This window comes from Mycoplasma sp. 888 (assembly GCF_035609225.1).
In the GTDB taxonomy this organism is placed as follows: domain Bacteria; phylum Bacillota_I; class Bacilli_A; order Mycoplasmatales; family Metamycoplasmataceae; genus Mycoplasmopsis.
The window spans coordinates 625,510-650,659 of record NZ_CP141192.1; the positions used below are offsets into that span (position 1 = coordinate 625,510).

A 25,150-nucleotide genomic window follows, 5' to 3' on the forward strand; every position below is an offset into this window, starting at 1 on the left:
TCCTTTCATACAAATAAGTAAGTTATTTAATATTTTATAAATATTAAAGTTTCTAAATAAGTAAGTAAATTATATTACTTATTTTCATTTAATAACGCATATTCAACTAATGTTGCAATCAATGCACCTTGTGGTTCGCCTTGAACATCTGCAGTGCCTGCAACATCACAGTGAATGAAATCAATATCTTTAGTGAATTCTTTCAAGAACATTGCTGCTTGTGATGAATCTGGTCTAACTTTTGAACTTCAGTTAGCTAAGTCAGCAACTTTTGAACCCTTGTTACCTTTGTTATAATCTTCGTGTAAAGGCATTCTTCAAACTTTTTCGTTTGCTTCTTTAGAAGATGCTAAAAAGTCATCTCATTTTGAATCATTTGTTGATCAGATTCCTGTGAAAGTATTTCCTAATGCAGTTAACATTGAACCTGTTAATGTTGCAACATCAATGATTGTTGTTGGTTTTAATTTATCAGCTGCATAGAAAATTCCATCAGCTAAAACTAATCTTCCTTCAGCATCTGTGTCAACTACTTCAACTCATTTACCTGACATAGATTGGTAAACATTTTCTGGTAATGAAGCATCATTGTTAATTCTATTATCTGTAATACACATAACAGCAGAAACATTAACATTAGCTTTTAATTGAGCTAAAGCTTTAATTGCATAAGCTGCAATTACTGAACCAGACATATCATATTTCATACCTTCCATATGATATCCTTTTGTATTAACTCCACCTGTGTCAAATGTTATGCCTTTTCCAACTATAGAAATATGTTCTTTTGATTTTTTGTTACCTTTATAAGATACAATTACAACTCTTGGTTCGTGAACACTTCCTTTATTAACAGACAATAAAAGATTCATATTTAACTGTTCAATTTCTTTTTTAGTCAAAACTGTTAATTCAAGACCTTCAATACCTGAAAAATCATTTGTAATTTCACTAGCTAACATTTCTGAGTTTAAGAAGTTTTCTGGTTTAATTTGAAGATTTCTAACATCATTAATTGCTTTTGCAACTACTTCAATTTTCTTAACTAATTTTGCTGAAACATTTTCGTTTCTCACATACACATAGATGTTTTTGAATTTTTCTTTATCTTCTTCAATTGATTTTTTGAATAATTTCACTTGTCCAAATAATAATTTTGAGTAAATAATTCTGAATGTTTTTAAAACATCATTATTTAAAACAAATGATTCAACATCAACTTGATAATCCCTATTAACTGAAGTTGCTAAATTCTCAAATAAAGCTGCTAATTCATCAAATGATTGATGTTTTTTATCAATGTAAATGTATGAAACATTTTCACTTAAGTTATCTGTAATTTTTCCATTTTTAGTAGCTACATAAGAAGGAAAATCTTTATTTTCATAAGCTGCTTTTAAAACTAAAACATCTTTTTTAAGTTCTTTAATTACTTTAATCATTTTTTTATTTCTCCTTACCTTGATTATCTTTTAAATATAAGTTAATTACTGTTGAAGCTGATTGCCTGTAAGCTTTTTTAAGTGGTCCAGCTCCTAATTTTGTTCCACCAAAATATCTAACAACTGCAACTAAAATATTTTGCGCTTTTGTTAGTCTAATTAATTCAAACATAGGCTTACCAGCTGTTCCACTAGGCTCTTTATCATCTGAAAATCCACCTGTTTCAGCACCATTTGAATTTAATAAATATGCATAACAAATATGTCTTGCATCTTTATATTGTTCTTTAAGATCTTTTAGAATTTGGTTAACTTCTTCTTTTGAAGAAACTGGATATAAATAACCAATAAATTCTGATTTTTTAATAATTAACTCATTCTTATACATAAATTAAATTAATTATAATTTAATTTAATAAACTAACTAAAATTAATTGCCAAATTAAAACCTAACTACTAGAGTTAGGTAAAAAAATTATTTGTTAGCTTTTTCAACCGCTTGAACAAAATCTTGATTTGATAAATCAGTTACATTTTGTAATGCAGCTAAAACTTCTTTTTTATTTTTTCTATCTAAATCAGGAATGATAACTTCTAAATGTAATCTTAAATCACCTTCCATACCTCTGAAGTGAACTCCTTTTTTAGGAACCTTAATCACTTTTGAGTTTGTATAGGTTTTCTTCATTTTAATTTTTACATTTCCTCAAGGAGTTGGGACGTCAATTGTGTTTTCTAACATAATATCAATGAATGAAACTGGAAAGTCCATTTCGATATCCATTCCATCTCTTTCATAATATTTATGAGGTAGCACATTAACTGTAATGTATAAGTCTCCTGGTGTTCCACCATTTTTACCTAAACCACCATATCCAGCAACTTTTAATCTTGTTCCTGAAACTGTTCCTTCCTCTATTTTAATAGAAACAGTTTTTTCGATAGCTGAGTAACCTTCGCCACGACACTTTTTACATTTTGAAACAACAACCTTACCTTTCCCATGACATGTTTCGCAAACAACCTGTTGAACTTGTTGACCAAAGAAACTATTAACAACTCTTCTTTTGTGTCCTACTCCATTACATGAACTACATGTTTGTAGATCATTTGGATTTTCTGCTCCAGTCCCTGTACAGAACATACACATTTCTCATTTATCTAATTTCTCTTTAATTGTTTTTCCTTTAAGAGCATCCATAAATGAAATGTTTATATTAGTTCTATAATCATCCCCTCTTTGTTGGTATGAACCTCGAGAACTTCTTTGTCTTCTTCCTCCAAATCCACCGAAAATGTTCTCGAAAATATCTTGGAAATCTCCAGAAAAGCCTTGTGCGCCATCGAACCCACCAGCATAATAGTTTCCACCTCCTGGGTTTGCTCCTGCTCTTCCATTAGCGGCATCGTGTCCATATTGATCATAAACTTTTCTTTTTTCAGGGTCTGAAAGAATTGAATAAGCTTCATTTAATTCTTTCATTTTTTCATCAGAAGTTCCATCTTTCAATTTATCTGGATGATATTTTTTAGCTAAACTTCTGTAAGCTGTTTTAATTTCTTGTTCAGTAGCTGTTTTTGAAACACCTAAAATTTCATAATAATCTCTTTTACTCATAGTTTTATTATTTTAGCATAAAACTTAGTTATTTGCTAATATTTAAATGATTAATTATTTGCTTTTTATATTCAATAAAAATAATCTTGTTAATTTCACTGTTTACATCATTGACATAGGCGTAAAAGTTGTGAAATGAATATCATATAGCTTGTAAAACTGAAACATCAAGTCTTTGGGTAATATCGTGATTTTGACAAATAAAACCTAAATTAAAATCAAAAGAAATAAAGTCCCTAATTCTTCCACATCTTTTGCAAGAATTAAATGATAAATCAATACCAAAGTATAGTAATGAGTGTGCATAAAAGTATGTTGAAACTTTAGTTCAAGGCACATTATTAAAACTATCAAAATGCCTATTGTATTCAGCAAATAAATGATTTCTAGTTCTTATATTTTGGAATAAAAAGTTCAAATTATTAAATAGCTTAATATTATTTAAATTAGTAACATCAAGTAATTTTATTGTGCTTGATTTTTTTAATTTTCCATACTTATTTTGTGTTCTTGAAGCAAAATATTCAATTTCAACAATTGAACCAACTATTAAGTTACTTCTATTTTTTGAATGTACATTATTTAGACCTCTAGCAACTAAATCTAATCTCCCAAAAGCAGTAAAAAAACTGACAATATGCTCATTGTCTGATATTTCATGTAAGTTTAAAACTATTGCGTTTTTGATTGTTTCAGCCATAATTTCACCGCTTATTAGAGTGTATAAATATTATATATTTATAAAAATAAATTAGGGTAAAATATATATACTTTATCAAACACGGAGGTTTTGGATGGATACATTGCAAATTAAACAAATGTTCATCGATTCAATTTCTAAAGTTCCAGGCGTAAAATTCTTACACGAACCAACTTTAGATATCAATTGTGAACTTGATACAATTGTCAGATTAAATCCTGAAGAATATTTTGAAAACATTGAGGTTTCATTAACTGAAAATTCACGTGTTGAAATTAAAGCAGCAATTACTGTTTTTGATGGAACACCAATTAAATTCATCATTTCACAAATTTACAAAATTATGGAAATGAAATTAAAAGCTAAAAAATTTAAATTCAATAAACTAATTATCATTGTCAAGGGAGTAACCAATGAATAAAAGTAAGAAAGTAGATAAAAAAAATATCCTGAATGGTTCCGAGTTAGCTAAAGCATTTTTATCAGGAGCTAAAGCATTGGTTAATGCAAAAAACAAAATCGATGCATTAAATGTGTTTCCTGTTCCTGATGGAGATACTGGCACAAATATGTCTTCAACAATAGCAGCTGCTATACCTAATTTAGAAAAAGCTCAAAATGAACCAGTATATGCTATTACTAAAAAAGTTTCAACAGATATGATTTATGAAGCTAGAGGAAACTCTGGTGTTATCCTTTCACAAATTTTCAAAGGATTTGCTTTAGGTACAGATGGTAAAGTTGAATTAAATACTCAAGATTTAATCCAAGCTTTTGAAAAAGCAACTGAAATTGCTTACAAATCAGTTTTTAAACCTGTTGAGGGAACAATTCTTACAGTTATTAGAGAAACAACCGAAAATCTTAAAAAAGAATTTAAGGGTAAAGACATTCACTATTCAGTATTCTTTGAAGAAGTTGTTGCATTTGCACGGAAAAGTTGTGATGAAACGCCTAATAAACTTAAAAACTTAAGAGAAGTTGGAGTTACCGATAGTGGTGGTGAAGGTCTTTACACAATTTTCTGAGGAATGAATGAAGCTCTTCACGATAGACCAGTTGAACTTAAAGATAATTCAGATGAAGTTACAAACTTTATTGGTGATAGTGAAGTTTATGAAGGAGAATTTGGTTATTGTACAGAAGTTCTTGTCGATTTAACTGAACAAGCTAAATTCAAGAAAGAAGACTTTGTTGCAAAACTTGAAAAATTAGCTAACTCACTTGTTGTTGTTTCTGACGACAATATCCTTAAAGTTCATGGACACACAGTTAAACCTGGTGATATGTTAAACTTTGCTCAACAATATGGTGAATTTATCAAAATCAAATCAGAAAATATGACGCTTCAAGCTAACTATTCAAAAGCTAATGCCGAAAAACTTAAAGAATCACAATTACAAGATAGTGAAGAAAATAGAACGCCTTGTGGAATTATCTCATGCAACTTAGGTTCAGGTATAGTCGCAAGAATGAAAGATTTAGGTTGTGACTTTGTTGTTGAAAGTGGACAAACACAAAACCCATCTGCTCAAGACTTGATAAATGCAGTCAATAATGTAAATGCAGATTCAGTATTTATTCTTACAAACAATTCAAACATCATACTTGTTGCACAACAAGTAGCGCAAGTTATCCAAGACAAAAACGTTATTATTATTCCTACAAAAACACAAATCCAAGGAATAACAGCTATGCTTAATTTTAACCACGAATCTTCAGTTGAAGAGAACGTTGAAATGATGAATGATGCAATTGCTAATGTAACTACTGGTGAAATTACAAAAGCAATTAGAAACACAAAATTAAATGGTGTTCAAATTAAAGATGGCGATTATTTATCTATCATCAATGGAAAAATCACTGCAAGTTCATCAAAACTTTTAGATGCTGCTAAAAAAATAGTTAAAAAAGCAATTACAGAAGACAAAGAATTAGTCACAATTTACTACGGCGATGAAAGCTCACTTGATGAAGCTGAAGAAATTCTTAACTTCATTGAATCAAACTATGATATTGAAGTTGAAATTATTGAAGGTAATCAACCTACATATCAATTCATCATTGGAGTTGAATAATGAAAGACTATAAATTCAAAATTACTTTTGACATAAACGGAAATGATAATGGTCCAAGTGCAGCAGTTGAAGCTGCTAGCAAATTCGCTATTCAATTCCCTGATACACAAATTCAATTAATTGGTGAAATTTCAAATATTGATAAAACAAAACTTCCTGAAAATATCTTACTTATTAAAAACAAAAATGTTCCTAGTGAACCTAAGAACATTAGAAAATCAATGAACGAAGATACATCAATGAATCTTGCAATTAGTAAAGTTATAAACAATGAAGCTAATGCAGTTTTATCAAGTGGAGATAGTGGAGTTTATATCTCGACATTAACACTTAAATTAAAGAGATTGCAAAACATTTCCAGGCCAGCATTTATGCCAGTTGCTACATCTATTTCAGGTAGCAAATTGCTATTTTTAGATGTAGGTGCTAACTTAGAAACAAAAGCACAATATTTAGTTGAATGAGCTATGCTTGCTTCATTATTCTATAAAACAATGTTTAAAGTAGCAGAACCTAGAGTTTCACTTATTAACATTGGAACTGAAGATTACAAAGGTCTTACATCAACTAAACAAGCTCACGAATATTTGAAAACATTAAATGATATTAACTATGTTGGATTTGTTGAATCAAGAGAATTATTTAATGGAAACATTGATGTAGCTGTTGTAGATGGTTATGCAGGTAACACAATGCTTAAAAGCTATGAAGGAGCAATTGGTGTATTTTCAAATGCACTTAAAGGGCAAATATTAACCAAATTAAAATACAAAATTGGTTATTTATTTTTAAAAGGTGCATTTAAAAATGTTGGTAAATCACTTGACTACCGTTCGGTAGGTTCTGCTTGAGTACTTGGTGTTAATGGACTAGCAATTAAAGCTCACGGTTCATCTGATGCAAAGGCTTACTACAGTGCATTATTATCAATTCAAGAAGCTCTTGAAAATAACTTATTAGAAAAATTGCAAATATTATCAGATTCAATTCAAGTTGATAATTTAGAAAGCGAAGAATAATATGGTTAATTCACTTAAAAGCTTTTTTGAAATAAATAATATTCAACCAATTAGAACAGACTATTATCTATTAGCAATTACACATTCATCTTTTAATAGAGATAAAGATGACAACTATGAAAGACTTGAATTTTTAGGAGACTCACTTCTACAATTTGTTAGCTCAAACTACATATTCAGAAAGTATCCTGAATTATCACAAGGTCACGCAACCAGATTAAGATCAACTGCAGTTAGAACGGAAGCACTTGCTAAAATATCTAACGAATTAGGTCTTTTAAAAATCTTAAGAACTGGACCTGGAAAAATGCGTGAATCAGTGATTAATTCACCAAAAGTTCAAGCAGACGTATTCGAAGCAATGATAGCAGCTATATTTTTAGATCAAGGATTTGAAAAAGCTTCACAATTCATAATCAAACATATATCTCCTATCATTGACTCGGTACACAATGACGAAAATAAAGATCCTAAAGGACAACTACAAGAATACTTTCAAAGCATGACGAAGGAAAGTATCACATATCAAACTGATCAACTCAGTGATAAACGCTTTTTAGCAAAAGCTAAACACGATGGTGTTATTTATGGTGAAGGTGTTGGTTTAAGCAAAAAAGAAGCTGAAACTAATGCTGCTATTGATGCGCTACAAAAGCTTAAAGATAAAATTGAGGTGCAATAATGAAATTAGTAAAAATCGAAGCACATGGTTTTAAATCATTTGCTGAGCCTGTAATCTTACGTTTTGATGGAGGTGTTGCTGGTATTATCGGGCCAAACGGTTCTGGTAAAAGTAACATCAACGATGCTATTAAATGAGTTTTAGGAGAACAAAGTTCTAAAGAACTTCGTGGAGACTCAATGCAAGACATTATCTTTGCTGGTTCTAAAACAGCTAAACCAATGGAGTTTGCAAGAGTCACATTAACTTTTGATAACAAAAATTCAAATAACTCAATCCCTGATGAAGTTGTAACAATCACACGTGAATTACAACGTGGTAAAGGTGTAAATAACTACTATATGAATGGACAACCTTGCAGATACAAAGATATTAAAAGTATCGCAATGGAAACAGGTATTGGAAAAAGCTCATTAGCTATTATTTCTCAAGGAACCGTTTCAGACATCGCTGAAGCATCTGATGAAGATAGACGTGGAATTTTTGAAGAAGCTGCTGGAGTTTCTAAATTCAAATTCAAGAAAACTGAATCAGAAAGAATGCTTAAAAGTGCTGAAGATTCAATGAATCAACTTAATCCTAGAATTTCAGAACTTGAAAAACAACTTGGACCATTGAGAAAACAAGCTGAAAAAGCTTTAATCTACAGAGATAAAGCAGAAGCTCTTAAAAAAGTTGAAATTCCATTCTTAGCTAAAGGAATAAAAGAAAATAAAAGAATTTACGAAGAATTAGACGAAGAACTTCGTGGTGTAGACGAAACAATGCAAAAATACAAAGAAGAAATTGCTAGTTTACAAATCGAAATTAAAAACGCTAAAGTCGAAAAAGAAAAAGCAAGACAACAAGTTGATGAACTTGAAGGAACATACAATGGTATGGCTTCAAGATTAAACTCATTAAACTCAACAATTGATCAACAATTTGCAAAAATTAACTTAATCACAAGTGGACAAGTAACAGTTGATAATGATGAAGCTATCAAATCATATGCAAGTGCAATTAAAAGACTTGAAGCTGAATTACTTTACAACACACATACTTATAGTGAACTTAAAGCTCAATTTGAAGAAACTAGAAAACAAATTGAAGAAGATACAAACTTAGTAAACAATTTAAGAATTGCTAATCAAAACCACAGAGACAACTTAATTTCTGCAAAAACGACTTTACAATCTTTATACAGAACTAAAGAATCTAAATTAAACCTTTTCAAAGGTCCAAAAACAATTATGGAAAACAAAATGTCTTTCAAAGGTGTTAAAGGACTTGTTAGAGATTTAATTAAAGTTAAACCAGAATATATCACAGCTATTGAAACTGTTTTAACTCACGCTGCACAACACATTGTTGTCGATATTCCAAACACAGCTGTTAAAGCAGTTGAATTCCTTAAACAAAACAATGGTGGTAGAGCAACGTTTATTCCTCTTGCATCTATCCAAGAAAAATTTGTTCGTGACGACTATTTATTAGCAGTTACAGGACACCCTGGATTTGTTGCTCTTGCTTCAGATTTAGTTGATGCAGATCCACAATATTCAGTTTTAGTTAAATTTTTATTAGGGAACGTTGTAGTAGTTGATGATATTAAATCAGCTAATGCAATTTCAAACCTTCTTGAGAAAAAATATATGATTGTAACTCTTGATGGTGACATCATCCGTGTTGGAGGGGTTATCGTTGGAGGAACTGCTCAAGAAAGTGACAACGTCTTAGGTATTGATGAAAAAATTACTGATCTTGAAAACAAAATCGCTGGTATTGAACCAATGATTAAGAAAAATGAACAACAAATTGAACAATTATCATTTAGACGTAACCAATTAATTCAAAAGAACAGAAATACTGAATTAGAAATTCACAACTTAGAAAACTCAATCAAACAAAAACGTGAAGAAGTTACAAACTTAAAAGGAAAAGTCGATGCTTCTTCATTATCACTTGACGATTTTGAAAACTCTGAAACAGTTATTGAAAGAAACAAATTACAAGCAAAACTTATCGTTGTTAAAAATGAGCTTGCTGTTGCTAAAAACTTATATCAATCTTGAGATGAAGCATTATCACTTTACAACACTAAATTATCAGATGCTCAAGATTCTCAAAATGCTTTAAACAAAGGCTACAGCAGCAAAATGATTAACAAATCTGAATCATTCAAGATTTTCACTGAATATACAAACAGATTAGCTAACGTTTACCATATGACAGTCGAATACACTGAACAAAACTTTGTTTTAGAAATTTCTTATGAAAAAGCAAGAGAATTTGTTGAAGAATTAAGACAAGAAATTGCTGAACTTGGAAATGTTAACTTAGAATCTATCCAACAACTTGAAGAAGTTGAAAACAGATATGATACATTAGTAGCTAACAGAGATGAATTAGTTCAAACAAGAGACACTTTATACCAAGCTATTGCTGAACTTGACAAAATCATTGTTACAAGACTTACAAATGTTGTTCACGATGTTAACCAAGAATTCAACAACGTATTCAAATCTATGTTTGGTGGAGGAGCTGCTGAAGTCAGATTCGTTGAACCTAATAATATTTTAGAATCAGGAATCAGCATCTTTGCTCAACCTCCTGGAAAAAGTGTTAAAAACCTTAAATTATTCTCAGGAGGAGAAAAAGCACTTATTGCCATCTCATTATTATTCGCCATCTTAAGAGCTAGACCTCTTCCATTATGTATTCTTGATGAGGTTGAAGCTGCTCTTGATGAAGCTAACGTTGTTAGATATGCAGAATACTTGCAAGAACTTAAAAAACAAACTCAATTCATTGTTATCACACACAGAACAGGAACAATGCAAAGAGTTGACTCATTATTTGCTGCAACAATGCAAACACGTGGAATTACAAGTTTCTTCAGTATTCATTTAAAAGATGTTGAAAAATACATTACTGAAGAAGCTAACTAATTCAATTTGACAATTGACTATCACAAGAAATTGTGGTAGTTTTGTTTATCTAAATGTATAAAAAATATTCAAAATAATGAAATTTTTACTTTTATCCTGCGTTTCCCACTTAGTAAACTAAAAACAAATGCCGTTTTTTAAAAAATGTTTTTTTTATATAAAAAAAGGATAAAAAATCACTTTTTGGTGGTAAACTTAATATGTAATAACAATTTAATAAGAAAGGAGTAATAATGAGAACTATTACAATGGGTGGTAAAACATTACATTTACAAGGTAATGAAGTAGAATTAGGACAACAATTAAAACTTGTCGGAGCTAAAGCAGGAACTTTTGCTCAAGCTGAAGCAGAAAGAACTCATAAATATGCTGTTTTAACTGTTTTTCCATCTATTAATACTTCAGTTTGTGATTTACAAATTTTAGAATTGGGTAAAATCAGTGAAAAACATCCTAATTTTGATTATATTTCTTTCTCTGTAGATTTACCTACCGCATTAATTGATTATAAAAATATGCATCCTACAGGAAATGTTGAAATGTATTCTGATTATTATAATAAAGAAGTTTCTAATCAATTAGGTTTGTTGATAGATGAATTACACATTAATGCAAGAGCTATTTTTATATTAGACGAAAATAACAAAGTTCTTTATAAACAAATTAACTCTGAAGTTAAAGATCAAGTAGATTTTGAATTGTTTACTAAAGAATTAATTAAATATGAATAATAAAAAATACAACTTAAAACTAAACTGGGACACAAAATATGGACAAAACCGTATTTTGTGTTTTTTATATTAAGGAGTTATTATGAAACAACTAAAACAAGAACAATGACTAGAACTTTTTTCAGACTATGATGATTATAAGAAGAGTTTAATGTCAAAAAATGATTTTGAAATTAAATATCGAGCGATAAGAGGTGTTAGCTTTTTTGACAAAAAATTTATATATTCGAAGAGGAATTTTTTAGAGAAATATAAAAGATATAATTTAGGAATGACAAATCTAATATCACAAACAGGTAAATCTCCTAAAAAAGGCAAAGGATCTGGGAGACCTAAAAAATTAAAAATTACACCAATGGATATTGTTAAAAAGAATGAGAAAAAATGCCAAAAGAACAATTGATTGAAATTTTGGAAATTTTTAAAGATTCATTCGATAGGAATAACTTTGATGTTGATATATCTAAAATCAAAAAAACTTCTGTTTCAACTAGAAAATTAGCGATTATATTTAACAGATCAAAATCAACAATTCATAATTGAAAAAGCAAAGAGCAAAAATCTAAAACCAAAAAAATTGATCATAAAAATGATGAATTAATATTAGAAGCTTTTAAAAAGAATAAATGTATATTTGGAAGAAAAAGATTAGAAAATTACATCAAACAAAAATATCAGATTTTGCTTAATTATAGGACTATTGGCAGAATTATGAATAGATTGCAATTATATTGTTTAATTAGAAGAAAGAAAAAAGATAGAGAAAGAAAAAACACGAATGTTAAATTTGTAGACCTTGTAAAACGTGATTACAGCGGAAAAACCAACCAAATAATCGCAACAGATGTTACATATATTACAGCACCAAAAGATTGTGAAAACAATTTTGTTTTTTGTCAATTGCCATTGACCACAAAAGTAAATTTATTGTAAATTACAATTTGTCAAAAATAAATGATTTAGATTTAGTTATGAAACACATGTCAAAAATAAAATTGAACAAACAATGAATAGCACATTCAGACCATGGTTTCCAATATTCATCTAAAGATTATTTGCAAACAATATCTAAAAATAATGGCATTGTTTCAATGGGGAGAGTTGGCAACTCTCTAGACAACAGAGAAGCAGAATATTTCTTTTCCATTTTAAAGTCTGAATGTTTAAAATTAATTGATATAACCCAGATAACTTTTGATGATCTTAGCAAAATAATTAATGAGTTTATTTTTTGATACAATAATGAAAGAATTCAATCAAAATTAGATTGAAAAACACCCCAACAACATTGAGGTGTTATTATGTCTAATTAAACCTTCTGTCCATTTTTAGTGTCCCAGTTTAAACCGTTGTATTTTTTATTATTTTAGGTAATTGGTCTAATTATAGATCATAAAAGATTTTTTCTACCTTTCCTGATTAAGCGTAAAACAGGGTTTAAGTAGGAAACGTAAATATGATGGAAATGCTAACTTTTAAATTCCATTATTCATTGATTTCTTAACAGCTAACAGAATAAGCACTTGTGCTACAACTTCTAAAATAGCAAATAATATAGAAAGCAATCAAGCAATTCTGTAATTTTCGTTAATTAAAAGAAACTAAAATGTGTAGGAACATATTTTTTTAGTTTATGCCCTTTGTATTATTACTCTTTTTTTAAAATTGCAAATTAGCTTAAATAATCAATTATGCTTCTAGCAGCTACTGCACCATCTGATGCTGCTGTAACTATTTGACGAACTTTTGTTTGTCTAATATCACCTGCTGCATAAATTCCTGGAACATTTGTTTCCATTTTATCGTTAGTAACAATAAAACCTTTTTCATCTAGTATTCCTAAATCCTGAGTAAATCACGCAGATGATTCAAATCCTATGTAAGGGAAAAACGATGAAACTTTAAGTTTTGTTTGCTCACCATTTTTATTTTCAATAACAACTCCTTCAAGTTGTCTATCACCAAGTAACTGAACTATTTGTGAATTTTTAAACACTTTAATATTTGGTTGCTTCAATAATTCTTCAACTAAAACTTTATCAGCTTTGAAGGTTTCATCTCTGATAACTAAATTAACTTCACTAGAAATTCTAGATAAGTAAATTGATTCTTCAACAGCCGAATTTCCATCACCTAAGACTACCGATGGATTTTTGCCAAATAATGGAGCGTCACAAACAACACAGTAACTAATTCCAAAGTTTTCAAATCTATCATATTCAGGTATAAAAGTTGGTCTTCTATTCATCATTCCAGTTGAAATTAAAACTGATTTAGCTTTAACAACTAAAGCATCTGATAAAACAATTTCTTTATCATATTTGCCCAAGTTATTAATTTTTGCAACTGTACCATAAAGATATTTGGCTCCATATTCTTGAGCGTGGTCAAAGAATTCTTGAGCTAATTTTCAACCTTCAATTTCAGATGTACCTAATCAGTTTTCAACTTTTGCAGTCGATGATAATTTACCACCAGGAGCACCCTTTTCGATAAATGCAACATTTAAGTTTGCTCTTGATGCATATAAAGCTGCATTTAATCCAGCAGGTCCTCCACCAATAATCACAAGATCATAAATTTCATTCATAACTTCTCTCCTTAAAAATTAATTATTTAGTTTTTAAATTTTATAACTTTTTAAATCAGTATTAATCATGAGCAGATTTTTATCAAAAAATACAAATTTGGTATTTATATAGGTAAAAAAGTAGGTTTTTGCTAATTGAACTAAATAAATTTTAGTTTGATTGAACATCAAAATTACCAAAATAAAAATATGTTCAATTGCTTGGATATGTCTAAATTAAGCTATAGGTCTTTTAGTTCATAATTTGCTAAATAAGTAGCTAAAACTTGTGATGTTTACGTAATTTAAGTAAGCTTCTTTATTTTTGTGTTCAAATACAAATTTGTATTTTTCTAATTTTCTTACATATAAGTTTCCTCTTAAGAATTCAAAGTAGATAAGTGCTAATCCACCGCTGATGATGAATAAGATTGCAACTACTGAATAAAGGTTATATGATTCTTCCCGTAAAGGTTCCATTGCAGCACGAGTTATACCATATCAAATTAAGTATAAAGCTCCACCTGACCCTGGTCTTAACAATCCAAAGTAGTTAACAACTCAACAAATTAAAATGTAACCAATTAAGTTTGCTAATCCTTCGTATAAGAATAATGGATATCTGTAAGCACCTTCAAGACCCATACTTGCAGTTAATGAGTCAGAAATGTACATATTTGAAGCAAATGATTTTCCGAATACTAATGCTGATGCGCCAGTTCAGTCTATTTTTCCATAAACCTCGTGGTTAGCATAGTTTCCAAAACGTCCAACAAATTGTCCTACTAAAACTGCTGGAAGAATGTATCCGAATGCTTTTTTCAGATCAACATCTTTTCTCTTTGTGTATAAATAAACTATATCAAGGAAAGCGGCTAGAATAACTCCCCCTTGAATACTTAATCCTCCTTGTCAAATTGCATATCAATGCGAGTTAGGGAACGGATTATCAGGTTGATAAATAAGTCTTTCAATAATGAATCCTAAACGAGCTCCAAAGATACCAGCAGGAACTGTGATTAAAATTAACACAAATAAGATATCTATATTTCAACTTTCTTTATATCAGAAGAAGAAAACAGTAAGAATTGATAGGATAAAACCTAACATAATCATAAATGAGTAAAGGTGCATTTGAAAGGAACCAATACTAAATAAGATTGTTGAAGTACCTTCTGCTATTGGAGAATCAGGTACTCAAGCAGGATATGTTAAATTATTCATTTTCTAATAGTGTCCTTTCATAAATTTCATCTAATACATTCATACCATCATTTCTAGCTAAGTAAGTATTAACAGCAGCTCTAATTAATGAAGCAGCTGAACCACCTTCTTTGATTGGTATTTGCATTTTCTTAATTGAACGTCCAAAAATTGGATATTCTAAATAATCAACACCTAATCTATCGAATTCACTGTTACCATCTTGTTTAACAAGTTCGATAACAAGATCAATGATTGATGATTTGGCTACAGTTGATACTCCATAAAGTTTTTTAATATCAACTAAACCAATACCTCTAATTTCAAGAAAATTACGTGTAATTTCTGGTGATGATCCGATAAAAATGTTTCCGTTATCTTTAATCAACACAGCATCGTCGCTAATTAAAACTGCACCTTGCTGAATTAATTGTAAAGCAGCTTCAGATTTACCAACTCCACTAACTCCAGTAATAAGCACGCCTGTTCCACCAATAAGAACTAATGTTCCGTGAACTTGAGTAACTTCTCCAAAATAGTTATTCAAATATGAACCGATGTTTGTTGATATGTAAGATGTACTCATATTAACAAGTGCAACTGGAACTTTATATTTGTTCGCTATATCTACAACTCAGTTAATCGCAGGTTTATTAAATCCTTTAGACAAAATAACAAGTGGAGGTTGCTGTGAAATAACACACTCTATAGCTTGGTAAGCTTTAGTTTTACCTATTTCAAAAAATCAAGACGATTCGGCAGTTCCCCAAGCAATAACGTTTTTGTTAATTCTGTCATTTAAATAATTAGCTGCTAATTCTAACCCTACACGTTTGATTGCAGGTTGATAAATGTCGTTATAAACCAATTCTTGATTTTCACCATTTATGATTTTTAAATCATAGAAATCAATGATTTTCTTGACATTAATTTTTTTATGTTCTTTATTCATTGAGTATTTTCCTTGAAATTTAAATTTAGTAATTTAATTTTATTAAATTAATTAAATTTTTGATTATAAAATTTTCTTAAGAAATTGACCTGTGTAACTTCTTGGATTTACAGCAACTTGTTCAGGTGTACCTTGAGCAACAATTTGTCCTCCGTGGACTCCTCCATCAGGTCCTAAATCGATAATGTGATCGCAAGATTTGATTACATCTAAGTTATGTTCGATTACAATAACTGAGTCACCATTTTCAACAATTCTATTAAGAATATGAATTAATTTTTTAACATCGTGAGTATGTAATCCTGTTGTTGGTTCATCAAGGATATAAACTGTTTTACCTGTTGGTTTCTTTTGCAAGTAAGTTGCTAACTTAACACGTTGAGCTTCTCCACCACTTAAAGTTGTTGACATTTGTCCAAGCTTAATATAACCTAAACCTACGTCCTGTAGGATTTGAAGTTTTTCAATAATCTTATTTCTGTGCTCGAAAAATACAATTGCTTCATCAACACTCATATCTAAAACTTGAGAAATATTTTTGTTGTGGTACTTTATTTCAAGTGTTTCTTTATTGTATCTTTGACCATCACATTGATCACAAGGTACATAAACATCAGGTAAAAAGTGCATTTCAATTTTTATGAAACCATCTCCTGAACATTTTTCACATCTACCACCAGGCACATTGAAACTGAATCTACTTTTTGTATATCCTCTAATTCTTGATTCTTCAATGTTTTCGTAAATTTCTCTAATATCATCAAATACACCTGTGTAAGTAGCAGGGTTTGATCTTGGAGTTTTTCCGATTGGCGACTGAGAAACGGCAATAACTTTATCGATGTTGTTTAAGCCTGAAATAGTTTTAAATTTAGCTTTCTTGTGATTTAAACCTTCGCTAAGTCCAAGTGCATATTGAATTCCTCTAACTAAAATTTCATTAACCAATGTACTTTTTCCCGATCCTGAAACTCCAGTCACTGCAACTAATTTACCTAGTGGAATAGTTACATCAATATTTTTAAGGTTATTTTCTCTAGCTCCATAAATAGTAACTTGTTTACCATTACCACCTCTACGTATTGCTGGAACTTCGATTTTTCATTCACCAGATAAATATTTAGCTGTAATTGAATTTTTTGATTTTACTATTTCATCTAAAGTACCTTGAGCCACTACTGTTCCACCATTTAATCCAGCTTCTGGGCCTATATCAACGATATAGTCAGATGCAAACATTGTGTCTTCATCGTGTTCAACAACAATTAATGTGTTTCCAATATCAACCATTTTTCTAAGTGCATCAATAAGTTTTAAGTTATCCTTTTGATGTAACCCAATCGATGGTTCGTCTAAAACATATAAAACACCTGTTAAATTTGAGCCAATTTGAGTAGCTAATCTGATACGTTGAGCTTCTCCACCACTTAAACTTTCAGCACTACGGTTAAGGGTTAAATAGTCAAGACCCACATTTTTAAGGAAACTTAATCTGTCGATTAATTCCTTTGTAATTAATGATGAAATTTGCTTGTCATTATCATTTAATGTATCAATTAATTTATTAACTGCTTCAAGTGAATCTTGGATTGATAAAGCAATAAAATCATAAATATTTTTATTATCTAATTTAACTGCTAATGCATATTTATTTAATCTTGAACCCTTACACAATGAACAAGTGAATGAACCCATATATTTTTTAAGGTAATCTCTTCTTCTATCTGAAGTAGTTTCATAATACATTTTCTCAATCTTAGTTAAGATACCATCAATTTCTTTTTCTCTTCTGATGATGTTATTTGATGAAGAAACTAATGTATAAGCAATAGGTTCATGTGAACCATATTTAATTATTTCAAGTTCCTTTTCTCATAAATCTTCAATAGGTGTGTTTTTATTTATATTGTAGTAATTTAAAAGTTGATCAAACTCTTGTCATTCAAGGTTTTGAGTATTCACTGTATTTTGGAAATATTCAATACCACCTTCGTTAATTGATCTTCAAGGTTCAGAAACAATTGAGTCAAAGTCAGCTTTAAACTCAAGACCTAAACCTTTACAGTTATCACACATTCCATATGGAGCATTGAATGAGAATAATCTTGTTTCAATTTTAGGCATATTGAAATCTTTGTAGATGCAAGAATATGTTTTTGAGAAGATAAATGTTTTATCTAAGTCAACATTTTCAATCTTAATTAATCCATCTGCATATTCAGTTGCAATTTCTAAAGCTTGTGAAATTCTATTGTAATTTTCTTCAGTTAATCTAACACGATCAATTACTAATTCTATAGTGTGCTTGTTGTTTTTGTTCAATTCAATAGGTTCATCAAGCATCATATACATACCGTTAATTTTAACTCTTAAGAAACCTTCTTTTTTAAGCCTTTCAAAAAGATTTTGATGCGTTCCTTTTTCTCCATCAACTAATGGGGCTAAAATAACAAGTCTTGAATTAGGTTCTTGTTCATAAATTGAATTTAAAATGTCTTTAGTTGTTTGAGTTGAAATTTCAATATTATGTGTAGGACAATATGGTTTACCAATTCTTGCGAAAAGTAATCTAAAATAATCATAAATTTCAGTAACTGTCCCAACAGTAGATCTAGGGTTATTATGAACAGTTTTTTGTTCAATTGAAATTGATGGACTTAATCCTTCAATTTTGTCAACATCTGGTTTTTTAGTTCCTCCTAAAAACATTCTTGCATAAGATGAAAGAGAATCAACATATCTTCTTCTTCCTTCTTCATAGATTGTGTTGAACGCAAGTGAACTTTTACCACTACCGCTAAGACCTGTAAATACAATTAACTTATTTTTAGGTAAAGTTAAATCAATATTCTTAAGGTTATTTTCTCTAGCTCCTTGAATAATTAATAAATTTTCTTTACTCATTTAATACTCTTTTCTATTTCGTTTCTTGTAATTCTAATAATATATTTCTAAGCTCAATAGCTCTTTCATAATCAAGCTCTTTTGCAGCTTGATTCATTTGATTTCTAATATCTTCAATAATTTCTTGCTTAGTTTTCTTATCGATTTTATCGCCTGATTTAGTTTTGTTTTGTTTAGCTAAAATAGCTTCAACGGCATTTGTAATGTCGTGACCGTGAATTGGCTCACTTATAGGTTTTATAATTGTTCTAGGTACAATCCCGTGTTTTTCATTGTAAGCAAGCTGAATAGATCTTTTTTCTTCATTATCATCCATACAAATTTTCATAGCTTCGGTGATTCTGTCAGCATAGAAAACTGCTTTACCATTTGCGTTACGAGCTGCACGACCTGTAATTTGAATTAAACTTCTTGCATTACGCATAAATCCAGCTACATCGGCATCTAAAACAAGAACTCTGGAAACTTCAGGTATATCGATACCTTCACGTAAAAGGTTAATTCCGACAATAACTTCATAAATACCTTTTCTAAGCTTTCTAATAATTTCATTTCTTACAAAAGTGTTATGTTCTGAGTGAATGTAAGCAGCTTTAACTCCGTGCTCAATTAAGTAAGTTGATAACTCTTCAGCACTTCTTTTTGTAACTGTTAAAATGATTGTTTTTTCACCAGTTTCTCTTTGTTTTATTATAGTGTCATAGATGTCTTGAATTTGATTTTTCTTTGGTTTAATAATAATTTCAGGATCAACTAATCCAGTTGGTCGAACATAAAGTTTTGAAATATTACTTGGTTCAGTTTTTTCAAGTTCATAATCACCTGGTGTTGCTGAAATGTAAATTCTAGGAAACTTAAATTCAGTTTCTCATTCATTAAACATTAAAGGTCTGTTATCAAAAGCAGATGGTAATCTAAAACCATAATCAACAAGCTTTTCTTTTCTTGATCTATCCCCTTTATACATTGCTCCTAATTGTGGAATAAACATATGTGACTCATCAATTAACATTAATGAATCTTCAGGGAAGTAATCTAAAATTGTGTATGGTCTTTGACCAAAAGTTCTACCATCAAGGTACATTGAGTAATTTTCTATACCTTTACAAGTACCAAATTCTTTCATATCATCAATATCATTTTTAACTCTTTGAGATAATCTTGCAGACTCAAGTATTTTTTGTTCTTTAACAAACTTTGCAATTGATTGTGCTAATTCTTCTTCAATTTTCGGAATTATCTTATCAAAAATATTTTTATCTGTAGCATACTCGTCTCCGGGTGAAAGTACATAGATATTATGTTTTTTAGAGACTTCTTTTGTAAGTGGATCTATTGTTGCAATATCTTCAATTTCGTCTCCAAAGAATGAAATCCTAATTGCATGATTTTCAGAATCAGCAGGTCTAACAATTACCGTATCACCTTTAACTGTGAAATCTCCAGGTGACTGGTCTATATCATTTCTATCATATTTAATTTTTATAAGTTGAGTGATAAAATTATTTAATCCAATTTCTTGACCTTTATAAAATCTAAAGAATGAATCTTTATAAACTTCAGGAGAAAGTGCACCATAGATAGCTGAAACACTAGCTACCACAATTACATCTCTACGTGTAATTAATGAATTAATTGCACTCATTCTTAAGATTTCAATTTGCTCATTTGTTTTAGAATCCTTTTCAATATAAACATCAGTACTGGGTTCATAAGCTTCAGGCCTAAAATAATCAAAGTAACTAATGTAATATTCAACTGCATTGTTAGGAAAAAAGGATTTTAACTCACTATATAATTGACTTGCTAAAGTCTTATTATGAGACAAAATAATAGTAGGTCTATTAACTTCTTTGATAACATTAGCAATGGTAAAAGTTTTTCCTGAACCTGTCACTCCTAAAAGAACTTGGTCAGTAATTCCTTTTTTAACACTCTCTGCTAATTCTTTAATTGCTTTAGGTTGGTCGCCTTGTGGTTTATAGTCTGTTTTTAAATCGAATATACTCATGATTAATATATTATATATGTTAATTTTTAGCATAATATTCTTTTAAAAATGACTAAAAAGACTATTTTTTAGACTTAAAATCTCATAAATCTTTATAATTAAATTTATTAACTAATAGAAGCAATATGAAAAAGAAAATTAATAAGAAAACCTTAATATGAATAATTTGAGTATCATTTTTAATGGTCTGTGGTTTAAGTGTCACTATAGCAAGAATCGTTATTACTGTGCAAAATTGAAATAGACACTATGAAATACCTAAAAGAGAAGTCAAAATTAATTTTGTATACAAAAATAAAATTGTTTACTTCTATATGCATTCAATCGATGCTGATAAATATATTCAACATTTTGAAATAGATGATGAGAATTTACCTGAAGAATACAAAACAGGTGAATATGAATATAACAAAAGCACTTATGCTCTAGATGATACAAAAACTATAAATATAATTATCACTAAGAAACGTGCTCCTGTTACTATGATTCCGTACACATTTGAATTTGTAAGTGATAATGATGAAGTGATTTTCACAAATACAACTAACTTACCTGATTACTATTACTACTATGACGTAGCTAAATTAGTTCCAGAAGGTTACAAAATGACTACTGAATCAACTAGAATTGATATCAACAAATCACAAACAACCTACAAGATAACTGTTATTCCATTAAATTAGTTAAATGTACTCAAAAAATATATAATTAATATGTTATATAGTAAAAATATAACGAGGATAAAAATGGAAACATCAGTTATTATGAACAAACAACAAAGCAATTTATCTAAACCCATTTTAGCTTTATCAATTGTAAACCTTTTATTAAACATAGTTTTTGCAGTTGTTATTTTCTTATTCTCTGTAGCAATTACTGGTGCATCTGCATCAATAACATATTCAAGTTCTGGAACTTATCAAAAAGACTATTCTGATGTTGCAGCAGTCATGGTATTATACTTTATAGTTTTTGGTATTCTTGGATTTATATCTTTTACAACAGGACTTACAGGATTTATTCTTGTAATCATAGGAGCCATAAGAGTTTCATCACAAAATACAACTGTAATGATACTTTACATAATTTCTATCTTATTAGGACCATTATTCTCAATTATTGGTGCAATAATTGCTTTAAAGAATAAAATAGTTTAGATCAATTAATAATTCAATAGCTAAAAAATAGCTATTCTTTTTTTAATCAAATTTTGCAAATAAAAAAAATATCCCATTGCTGAGATATTATTTCTTTGTACTCTTAGTTAATTCATCAATACGTCTTAAAATGTCATCTAAACTTTTCGAAACATTAGAAACAACAGCATCTGTTTTTTCTAATAGATCTTTTTCTTTTTTCACTTGCTCTTGGCTGAATAAGTTTTGTGCAATTGCATAATCTTTGTCAAAATATTTAACATTAAATGACATTTTGTAAATACTTGGAACATCTATATTATAAACTCTTGCACTATCATTTGAAACACCATACGATTTAACAGATTCAATAATTGTGTGCTCAAAATCATCTTTAATGTAAATAACCGATTCATCATTGATTGGTTCGCAAACGTATGGAATAAATTTCTTATTATCTTTTAATAAAGGTTTACCTTTAATATTTTTAGGTACAGATGGTAATTTAGATGAATTGATTTTAATAATTTGACCATTTGTTGATAAGATACCAACCATTTGATCTGATTTAACACAAGTAAATGTAGCAATCTTATCATCAAGTGATAAGTAAACCCCTTTATTACCTTTAGCCTTAGTTCCAAATTGTGGTAATTCAGTTTCAGAATACTTAGTCACATTACCTTTTTCAGTAATTATGATTGCATTAGTTGTTCCATCTGTCATAACAGCATTAACAACTGCATCTGTTTTTTGAATGTTAATAGCTTTGTAAATTTTATTAACTCTTGAAACCTCAAAATCTTTAAGCACTGTTTTCTTAACATATCCATCTTTTGTTGCTAGAGCAATGTAAGATAAAATATTTCAATCTGAAACTTCAAACACTCCCACAATTTCATCCATGACACGGATATCTACATAATCAGATAAGTGAGTTCCATTATCTTTTCATTTATCTTCTGGAATTTTGTAAGCAGGGAATACGATGTAGTTACCTTGAGCTGTAATGAAAATTAAGTTGTGTAATGAATTTACTTTTCCGAAGAAAACTAAATAGTCATCATCTTTAAGACCATAATTTTCAATCTTGTTACTATCAAGAACTTTTTGTGAAAATCTCTTGATGTATCCTGCTCTTGAAACTCCGATGTTAAGAATTTCTTCTTTTACTAAATCAGTTTGTTCATAGCTAAAATCATATTCTTGATCTTCGATTTGAGTTTTTCTCGGAGTTCCAAATTTAACTTTAATTTCCATTAATTGTTCAATAATGTACTGATCAAACGCTTTTGGATCAATAAGCAATTTAGAAATTTTCTTAATGTCTTTTTCTAATTGTAATTTTTCATTTAAGTAAGCTTGCTTATCTGTTTTAGATAAACGGTAAAGTCTCATTTCAGCAATAGCTGTTGCTTGATTTTGTGTAAATCCAAACTCTTTAATTAAGTTTTTAATAACACCAACTTTAGAACCTTCTGATCTTCTAATAACTGCAATAACTTCATCAGAAATTTCTGAAACCTTAATAAACCCTTCTACAAGCTCTAAACGCAATTTAAGTTTTTCTAAATCATATGTTAAAGTCTTAACTTTAATATCTTTAACGTGAGCTACGTAAGCATCTAGAAGCCCAATTACACCAAGTGTAACAGGCTCATTTTTAAGGATGCAAGTATTGTTGTATGTATAAATAACTTGCATATTCGTTTTTTGAAGCAAGTAATTTAAAATACTACGTTCATTAGCATTTTTATTTAAAGTAATTAAAATGCTAATTCCATCTCTATCTGATTGATCCTTAATTTCTGTAATTCCATCAATCAACTTATCTTTAATAATTTTGTCAATTTCATAAACTAATTTTGACTTCACTACACCATAAGGAATCTCTGTGATTTCAATATATTTATGTTTTTCGTCTTCAGAAGTTGTGTATTTAGAAAACAATCTGATTTTGTTTTTTGTATTGTTTCCGAATTCGAGCGCTTCTAAGATACCTTTGTTCCCTTTGATTACACCACCTGTCGGGAAATCAGGACCTTTAACGATTTTTGAAATTTCATCAAAATGTGAAAATGGATTCGTAATTCTGTAGATAGCTCCATCAATAATTTCATTTAAGTTATGTGGAGGCATTTCTGTTGCCATACCTACAGCAATACCTGAAGCACCATTAACAAGTAAGTTAGGAAATAACGATGGTAAAACTATTGGTTCAATTTCTGAATCATCAAAGTTAGGAGCAAACTTAACTGGATTTTTCTTAATTTCACCTAAAACATATTCAGCAACAGGTGACATTCTAACCTCTGTATAACGCATAGCAGCGGCAGGGTCGTTATCAATAGAACCAACATTGCCATGCATATCAAGTAATGGGTGATTAATTTTTCATCATTGAGACATATTAACCATAGCTTCATAAACTGAAGAATCACCGTGTGGGTGATATTTACCAATTACATCTCCTACAACACGAGCTGACTTTTTATATGGTTTATCGTGAGTCAAACCAAGTCCCAACATAGAATATAAAATTCTACGTTGAACTGGTTTTAGACCATCACGTGCTTCTGGAATAGCTCTGTTTTGAATAACGTATTTTGAATATCTACCAAAACGATCATCCATAATTTTATCTAATGACTGTCTGATAATTTTGTCTGCAATTTTTTGTTCTAGGTTTTTTTTCATACTTACTCCTACTTAAATGCTTATTAATTAAAATTATAATTTATTATATAGATGCTAATTACAATTTTTAAAGTATATTCATAGGTATCAAAATAAAAATTTATAAGCTTAAAAAATATGAATGATTTAAGACTTTTTATAGTAAAATAACATAAGAAAAATAGCATGTATTTTTGCAAAAATATATATGCACAATTCATAAAAATTATCATTATAAAAATAGTTTAAATAAAGGATAAAAATGCGTAAAGTAGTTAGATTAAAAAACAAATTACGTGCTGAAGCTCGTGCTAAAAAACTTGCAAAAGAACGTGCAAGAGACGCTAGAAGAGCTGCTAAAAGCGCTGAATAATCAAGGCCTTTCGGTCTTTTTTTATGCTTATTTACTAAATTAAGCTTTTTTGACTTTTATTCCTAGCACATAGGTATAAAAGTTTTTTATTCTCTCTTTGTGTAATCTGACAAGTTTTTTAAAACT

General features: G+C 29.4%; 21 protein-coding genes. 11 read left to right on the forward strand and 10 right to left on the reverse strand.

The features are described from left to right. Window positions 1-74: 74 nt before the first annotated feature. From U5U50_RS02850 to U5U50_RS02865, 4 genes are all read right to left on the reverse strand, one after another. Window positions 75-1,442 (reverse strand): leucyl aminopeptidase family protein, encoded by a 1,368-nt coding sequence (locus U5U50_RS02850; RefSeq protein ID WP_324672607.1) that lies wholly within the window; start codon window positions 1,440-1,442, stop codon window positions 75-77. 4 nt (window positions 1,443-1,446) lie between these two features. Continuing rightward, on the reverse strand, window positions 1,447-1,830 hold the full coding sequence (locus tag U5U50_RS02855) for a YigZ family protein (RefSeq protein WP_324672609.1): 384 nt from the start codon (window positions 1,828-1,830) through the stop codon (window positions 1,447-1,449). 87 nt (window positions 1,831-1,917) lie between these two features. Continuing rightward, window positions 1,918-3,060 (reverse strand): DnaJ C-terminal domain-containing protein, encoded by a 1,143-nt coding sequence (locus tag U5U50_RS02860; protein WP_324672611.1) that lies wholly within the window; start codon window positions 3,058-3,060, stop codon window positions 1,918-1,920. A gap of 28 nt (window positions 3,061-3,088) precedes the next feature. Beyond that, window positions 3,089-3,760, reverse strand: a complete 672-nt coding sequence (locus U5U50_RS02865) for a recombination protein O N-terminal domain-containing protein (protein WP_324672613.1) — start codon at window positions 3,758-3,760, stop codon at window positions 3,089-3,091. Between the two features lie 94 nt (window positions 3,761-3,854). Here U5U50_RS02865 and U5U50_RS02870 point away from each other — a divergent pair, with 94 nt between their 5' ends. The 9 genes from U5U50_RS02870 to U5U50_RS02910 all read left to right on the forward strand — a co-directional run bounded on the left by U5U50_RS02870 (window position 3,855) and on the right by U5U50_RS02910 (window position 12,513). Continuing rightward, complete coding sequence (locus tag U5U50_RS02870) at window positions 3,855-4,181, forward strand: hypothetical protein (RefSeq protein ID WP_324672614.1); 327 nt, start codon at window positions 3,855-3,857, stop codon at window positions 4,179-4,181. Then, a complete protein-coding gene (locus tag U5U50_RS02875) occupies window positions 4,174-5,838 on the forward strand; it encodes a DAK2 domain-containing protein (RefSeq protein WP_324672616.1) in 1,665 nt (554 codons plus the stop codon). The genes U5U50_RS02870 and U5U50_RS02875 overlap by 8 nt, the downstream gene beginning before the upstream one ends. Then, window positions 5,838-6,857, forward strand: coding sequence for a phosphate acyltransferase PlsX (gene plsX, locus U5U50_RS02880; protein ID WP_324672618.1), 1,020 nt, complete (start codon window positions 5,838-5,840; stop codon window positions 6,855-6,857). The genes U5U50_RS02875 and plsX overlap by 1 nt, the downstream gene beginning before the upstream one ends. 1 nt (window position 6,858) lies before the next feature. Then, window positions 6,859-7,539 carry a ribonuclease III gene (gene rnc, locus U5U50_RS02885; protein WP_323177751.1) on the forward strand — a complete coding sequence of 227 codons (681 nt, stop codon included), beginning with the start codon at window positions 6,859-6,861 and terminating at the stop codon, window positions 7,537-7,539. Beyond that, window positions 7,539-10,469: an AAA family ATPase gene (locus tag U5U50_RS02890; RefSeq protein WP_324672622.1), complete on the forward strand. Its 2,931-nt coding sequence runs from the start codon at window positions 7,539-7,541 to the stop codon at window positions 10,467-10,469. Before rnc ends, U5U50_RS02890 begins: the two co-directional genes overlap by 1 nt. 233 nt (window positions 10,470-10,702) lie before the next feature. Then, window positions 10,703-11,200, forward strand: a complete 498-nt coding sequence (locus U5U50_RS02895) for a redoxin domain-containing protein (RefSeq protein ID WP_257075625.1) — start codon at window positions 10,703-10,705, stop codon at window positions 11,198-11,200. Window positions 11,201-11,282: 82 nt separating this feature from the next. Continuing rightward, complete coding sequence (locus tag U5U50_RS02900; protein ID WP_324672626.1) at window positions 11,283-11,702, forward strand: hypothetical protein; 420 nt, start codon at window positions 11,283-11,285, stop codon at window positions 11,700-11,702. Beyond that, entirely contained in the window at window positions 11,585-12,133 is a 549-nt protein-coding gene (locus U5U50_RS02905) for an IS3 family transposase (RefSeq protein ID WP_324672628.1), read from the forward strand. The genes U5U50_RS02900 and U5U50_RS02905 overlap by 118 nt, the downstream gene beginning before the upstream one ends. Window positions 12,134-12,180: 47 nt before the next feature. After that, window positions 12,181-12,513, forward strand: a complete 333-nt coding sequence (locus tag U5U50_RS02910; RefSeq protein WP_324672630.1) for an IS3 family transposase — start codon at window positions 12,181-12,183, stop codon at window positions 12,511-12,513. Between the two features lie 359 nt (window positions 12,514-12,872). Here the strand turns inward: U5U50_RS02910 and U5U50_RS02915 are convergent, their stop codons facing one another. From U5U50_RS02915 to uvrB, 5 genes are all read right to left on the reverse strand, one after another. Continuing rightward, the gene (locus tag U5U50_RS02915; RefSeq protein WP_324672632.1) at window positions 12,873-13,790 is read right to left on the reverse strand and encodes an NAD(P)/FAD-dependent oxidoreductase; all 918 of its coding nucleotides are present in this window, start codon (window positions 13,788-13,790) and stop codon (window positions 12,873-12,875) included. A gap of 216 nt (window positions 13,791-14,006) precedes the next feature. After that, the gene (lgt, locus tag U5U50_RS02920; protein WP_324672633.1) at window positions 14,007-14,993 is read right to left on the reverse strand and encodes a prolipoprotein diacylglyceryl transferase; all 987 of its coding nucleotides are present in this window, start codon (window positions 14,991-14,993) and stop codon (window positions 14,007-14,009) included. Further along, entirely contained in the window at window positions 14,986-15,924 is a 939-nt protein-coding gene (hprK, locus tag U5U50_RS02925; protein WP_324672635.1) for an HPr(Ser) kinase/phosphatase, read from the reverse strand. The genes lgt and hprK overlap by 8 nt, the downstream gene beginning before the upstream one ends. 63 nt (window positions 15,925-15,987) lie before the next feature. After that, window positions 15,988-18,828 carry an excinuclease ABC subunit UvrA gene (gene uvrA / locus U5U50_RS02930; RefSeq protein WP_324672637.1) on the reverse strand — a complete coding sequence of 947 codons (2,841 nt, stop codon included), beginning with the start codon at window positions 18,826-18,828 and terminating at the stop codon, window positions 15,988-15,990. A 13-nt stretch (window positions 18,829-18,841) separates the two neighbouring features. Then, window positions 18,842-20,839: an excinuclease ABC subunit UvrB gene (uvrB, locus tag U5U50_RS02935; protein ID WP_324672639.1), complete on the reverse strand. Its 1,998-nt coding sequence runs from the start codon at window positions 20,837-20,839 to the stop codon at window positions 18,842-18,844. A 125-nt stretch (window positions 20,840-20,964) separates the two neighbouring features. On the opposite strand from uvrB, the gene U5U50_RS02940 reads away from it, so the two are divergent. Then, window positions 20,965-21,522, forward strand: coding sequence for a hypothetical protein (locus tag U5U50_RS02940; RefSeq protein WP_324672641.1), 558 nt, complete (start codon window positions 20,965-20,967; stop codon window positions 21,520-21,522). Between the two features lie 63 nt (window positions 21,523-21,585). Further along, window positions 21,586-21,996 (forward strand): hypothetical protein, encoded by a 411-nt coding sequence (locus U5U50_RS02945; RefSeq protein WP_324672643.1) that lies wholly within the window; start codon window positions 21,586-21,588, stop codon window positions 21,994-21,996. 87 nt (window positions 21,997-22,083) lie between these two features. Here U5U50_RS02945 and U5U50_RS02950 read toward each other — a convergent pair whose 3' ends face one another. Further along, on the reverse strand, window positions 22,084-24,672 hold the full coding sequence (locus U5U50_RS02950) for a DNA topoisomerase (ATP-hydrolyzing) (RefSeq protein ID WP_324672645.1): 2,589 nt from the start codon (window positions 24,670-24,672) through the stop codon (window positions 22,084-22,086). Window positions 24,673-25,150: the final 478 nt, after the last annotated feature.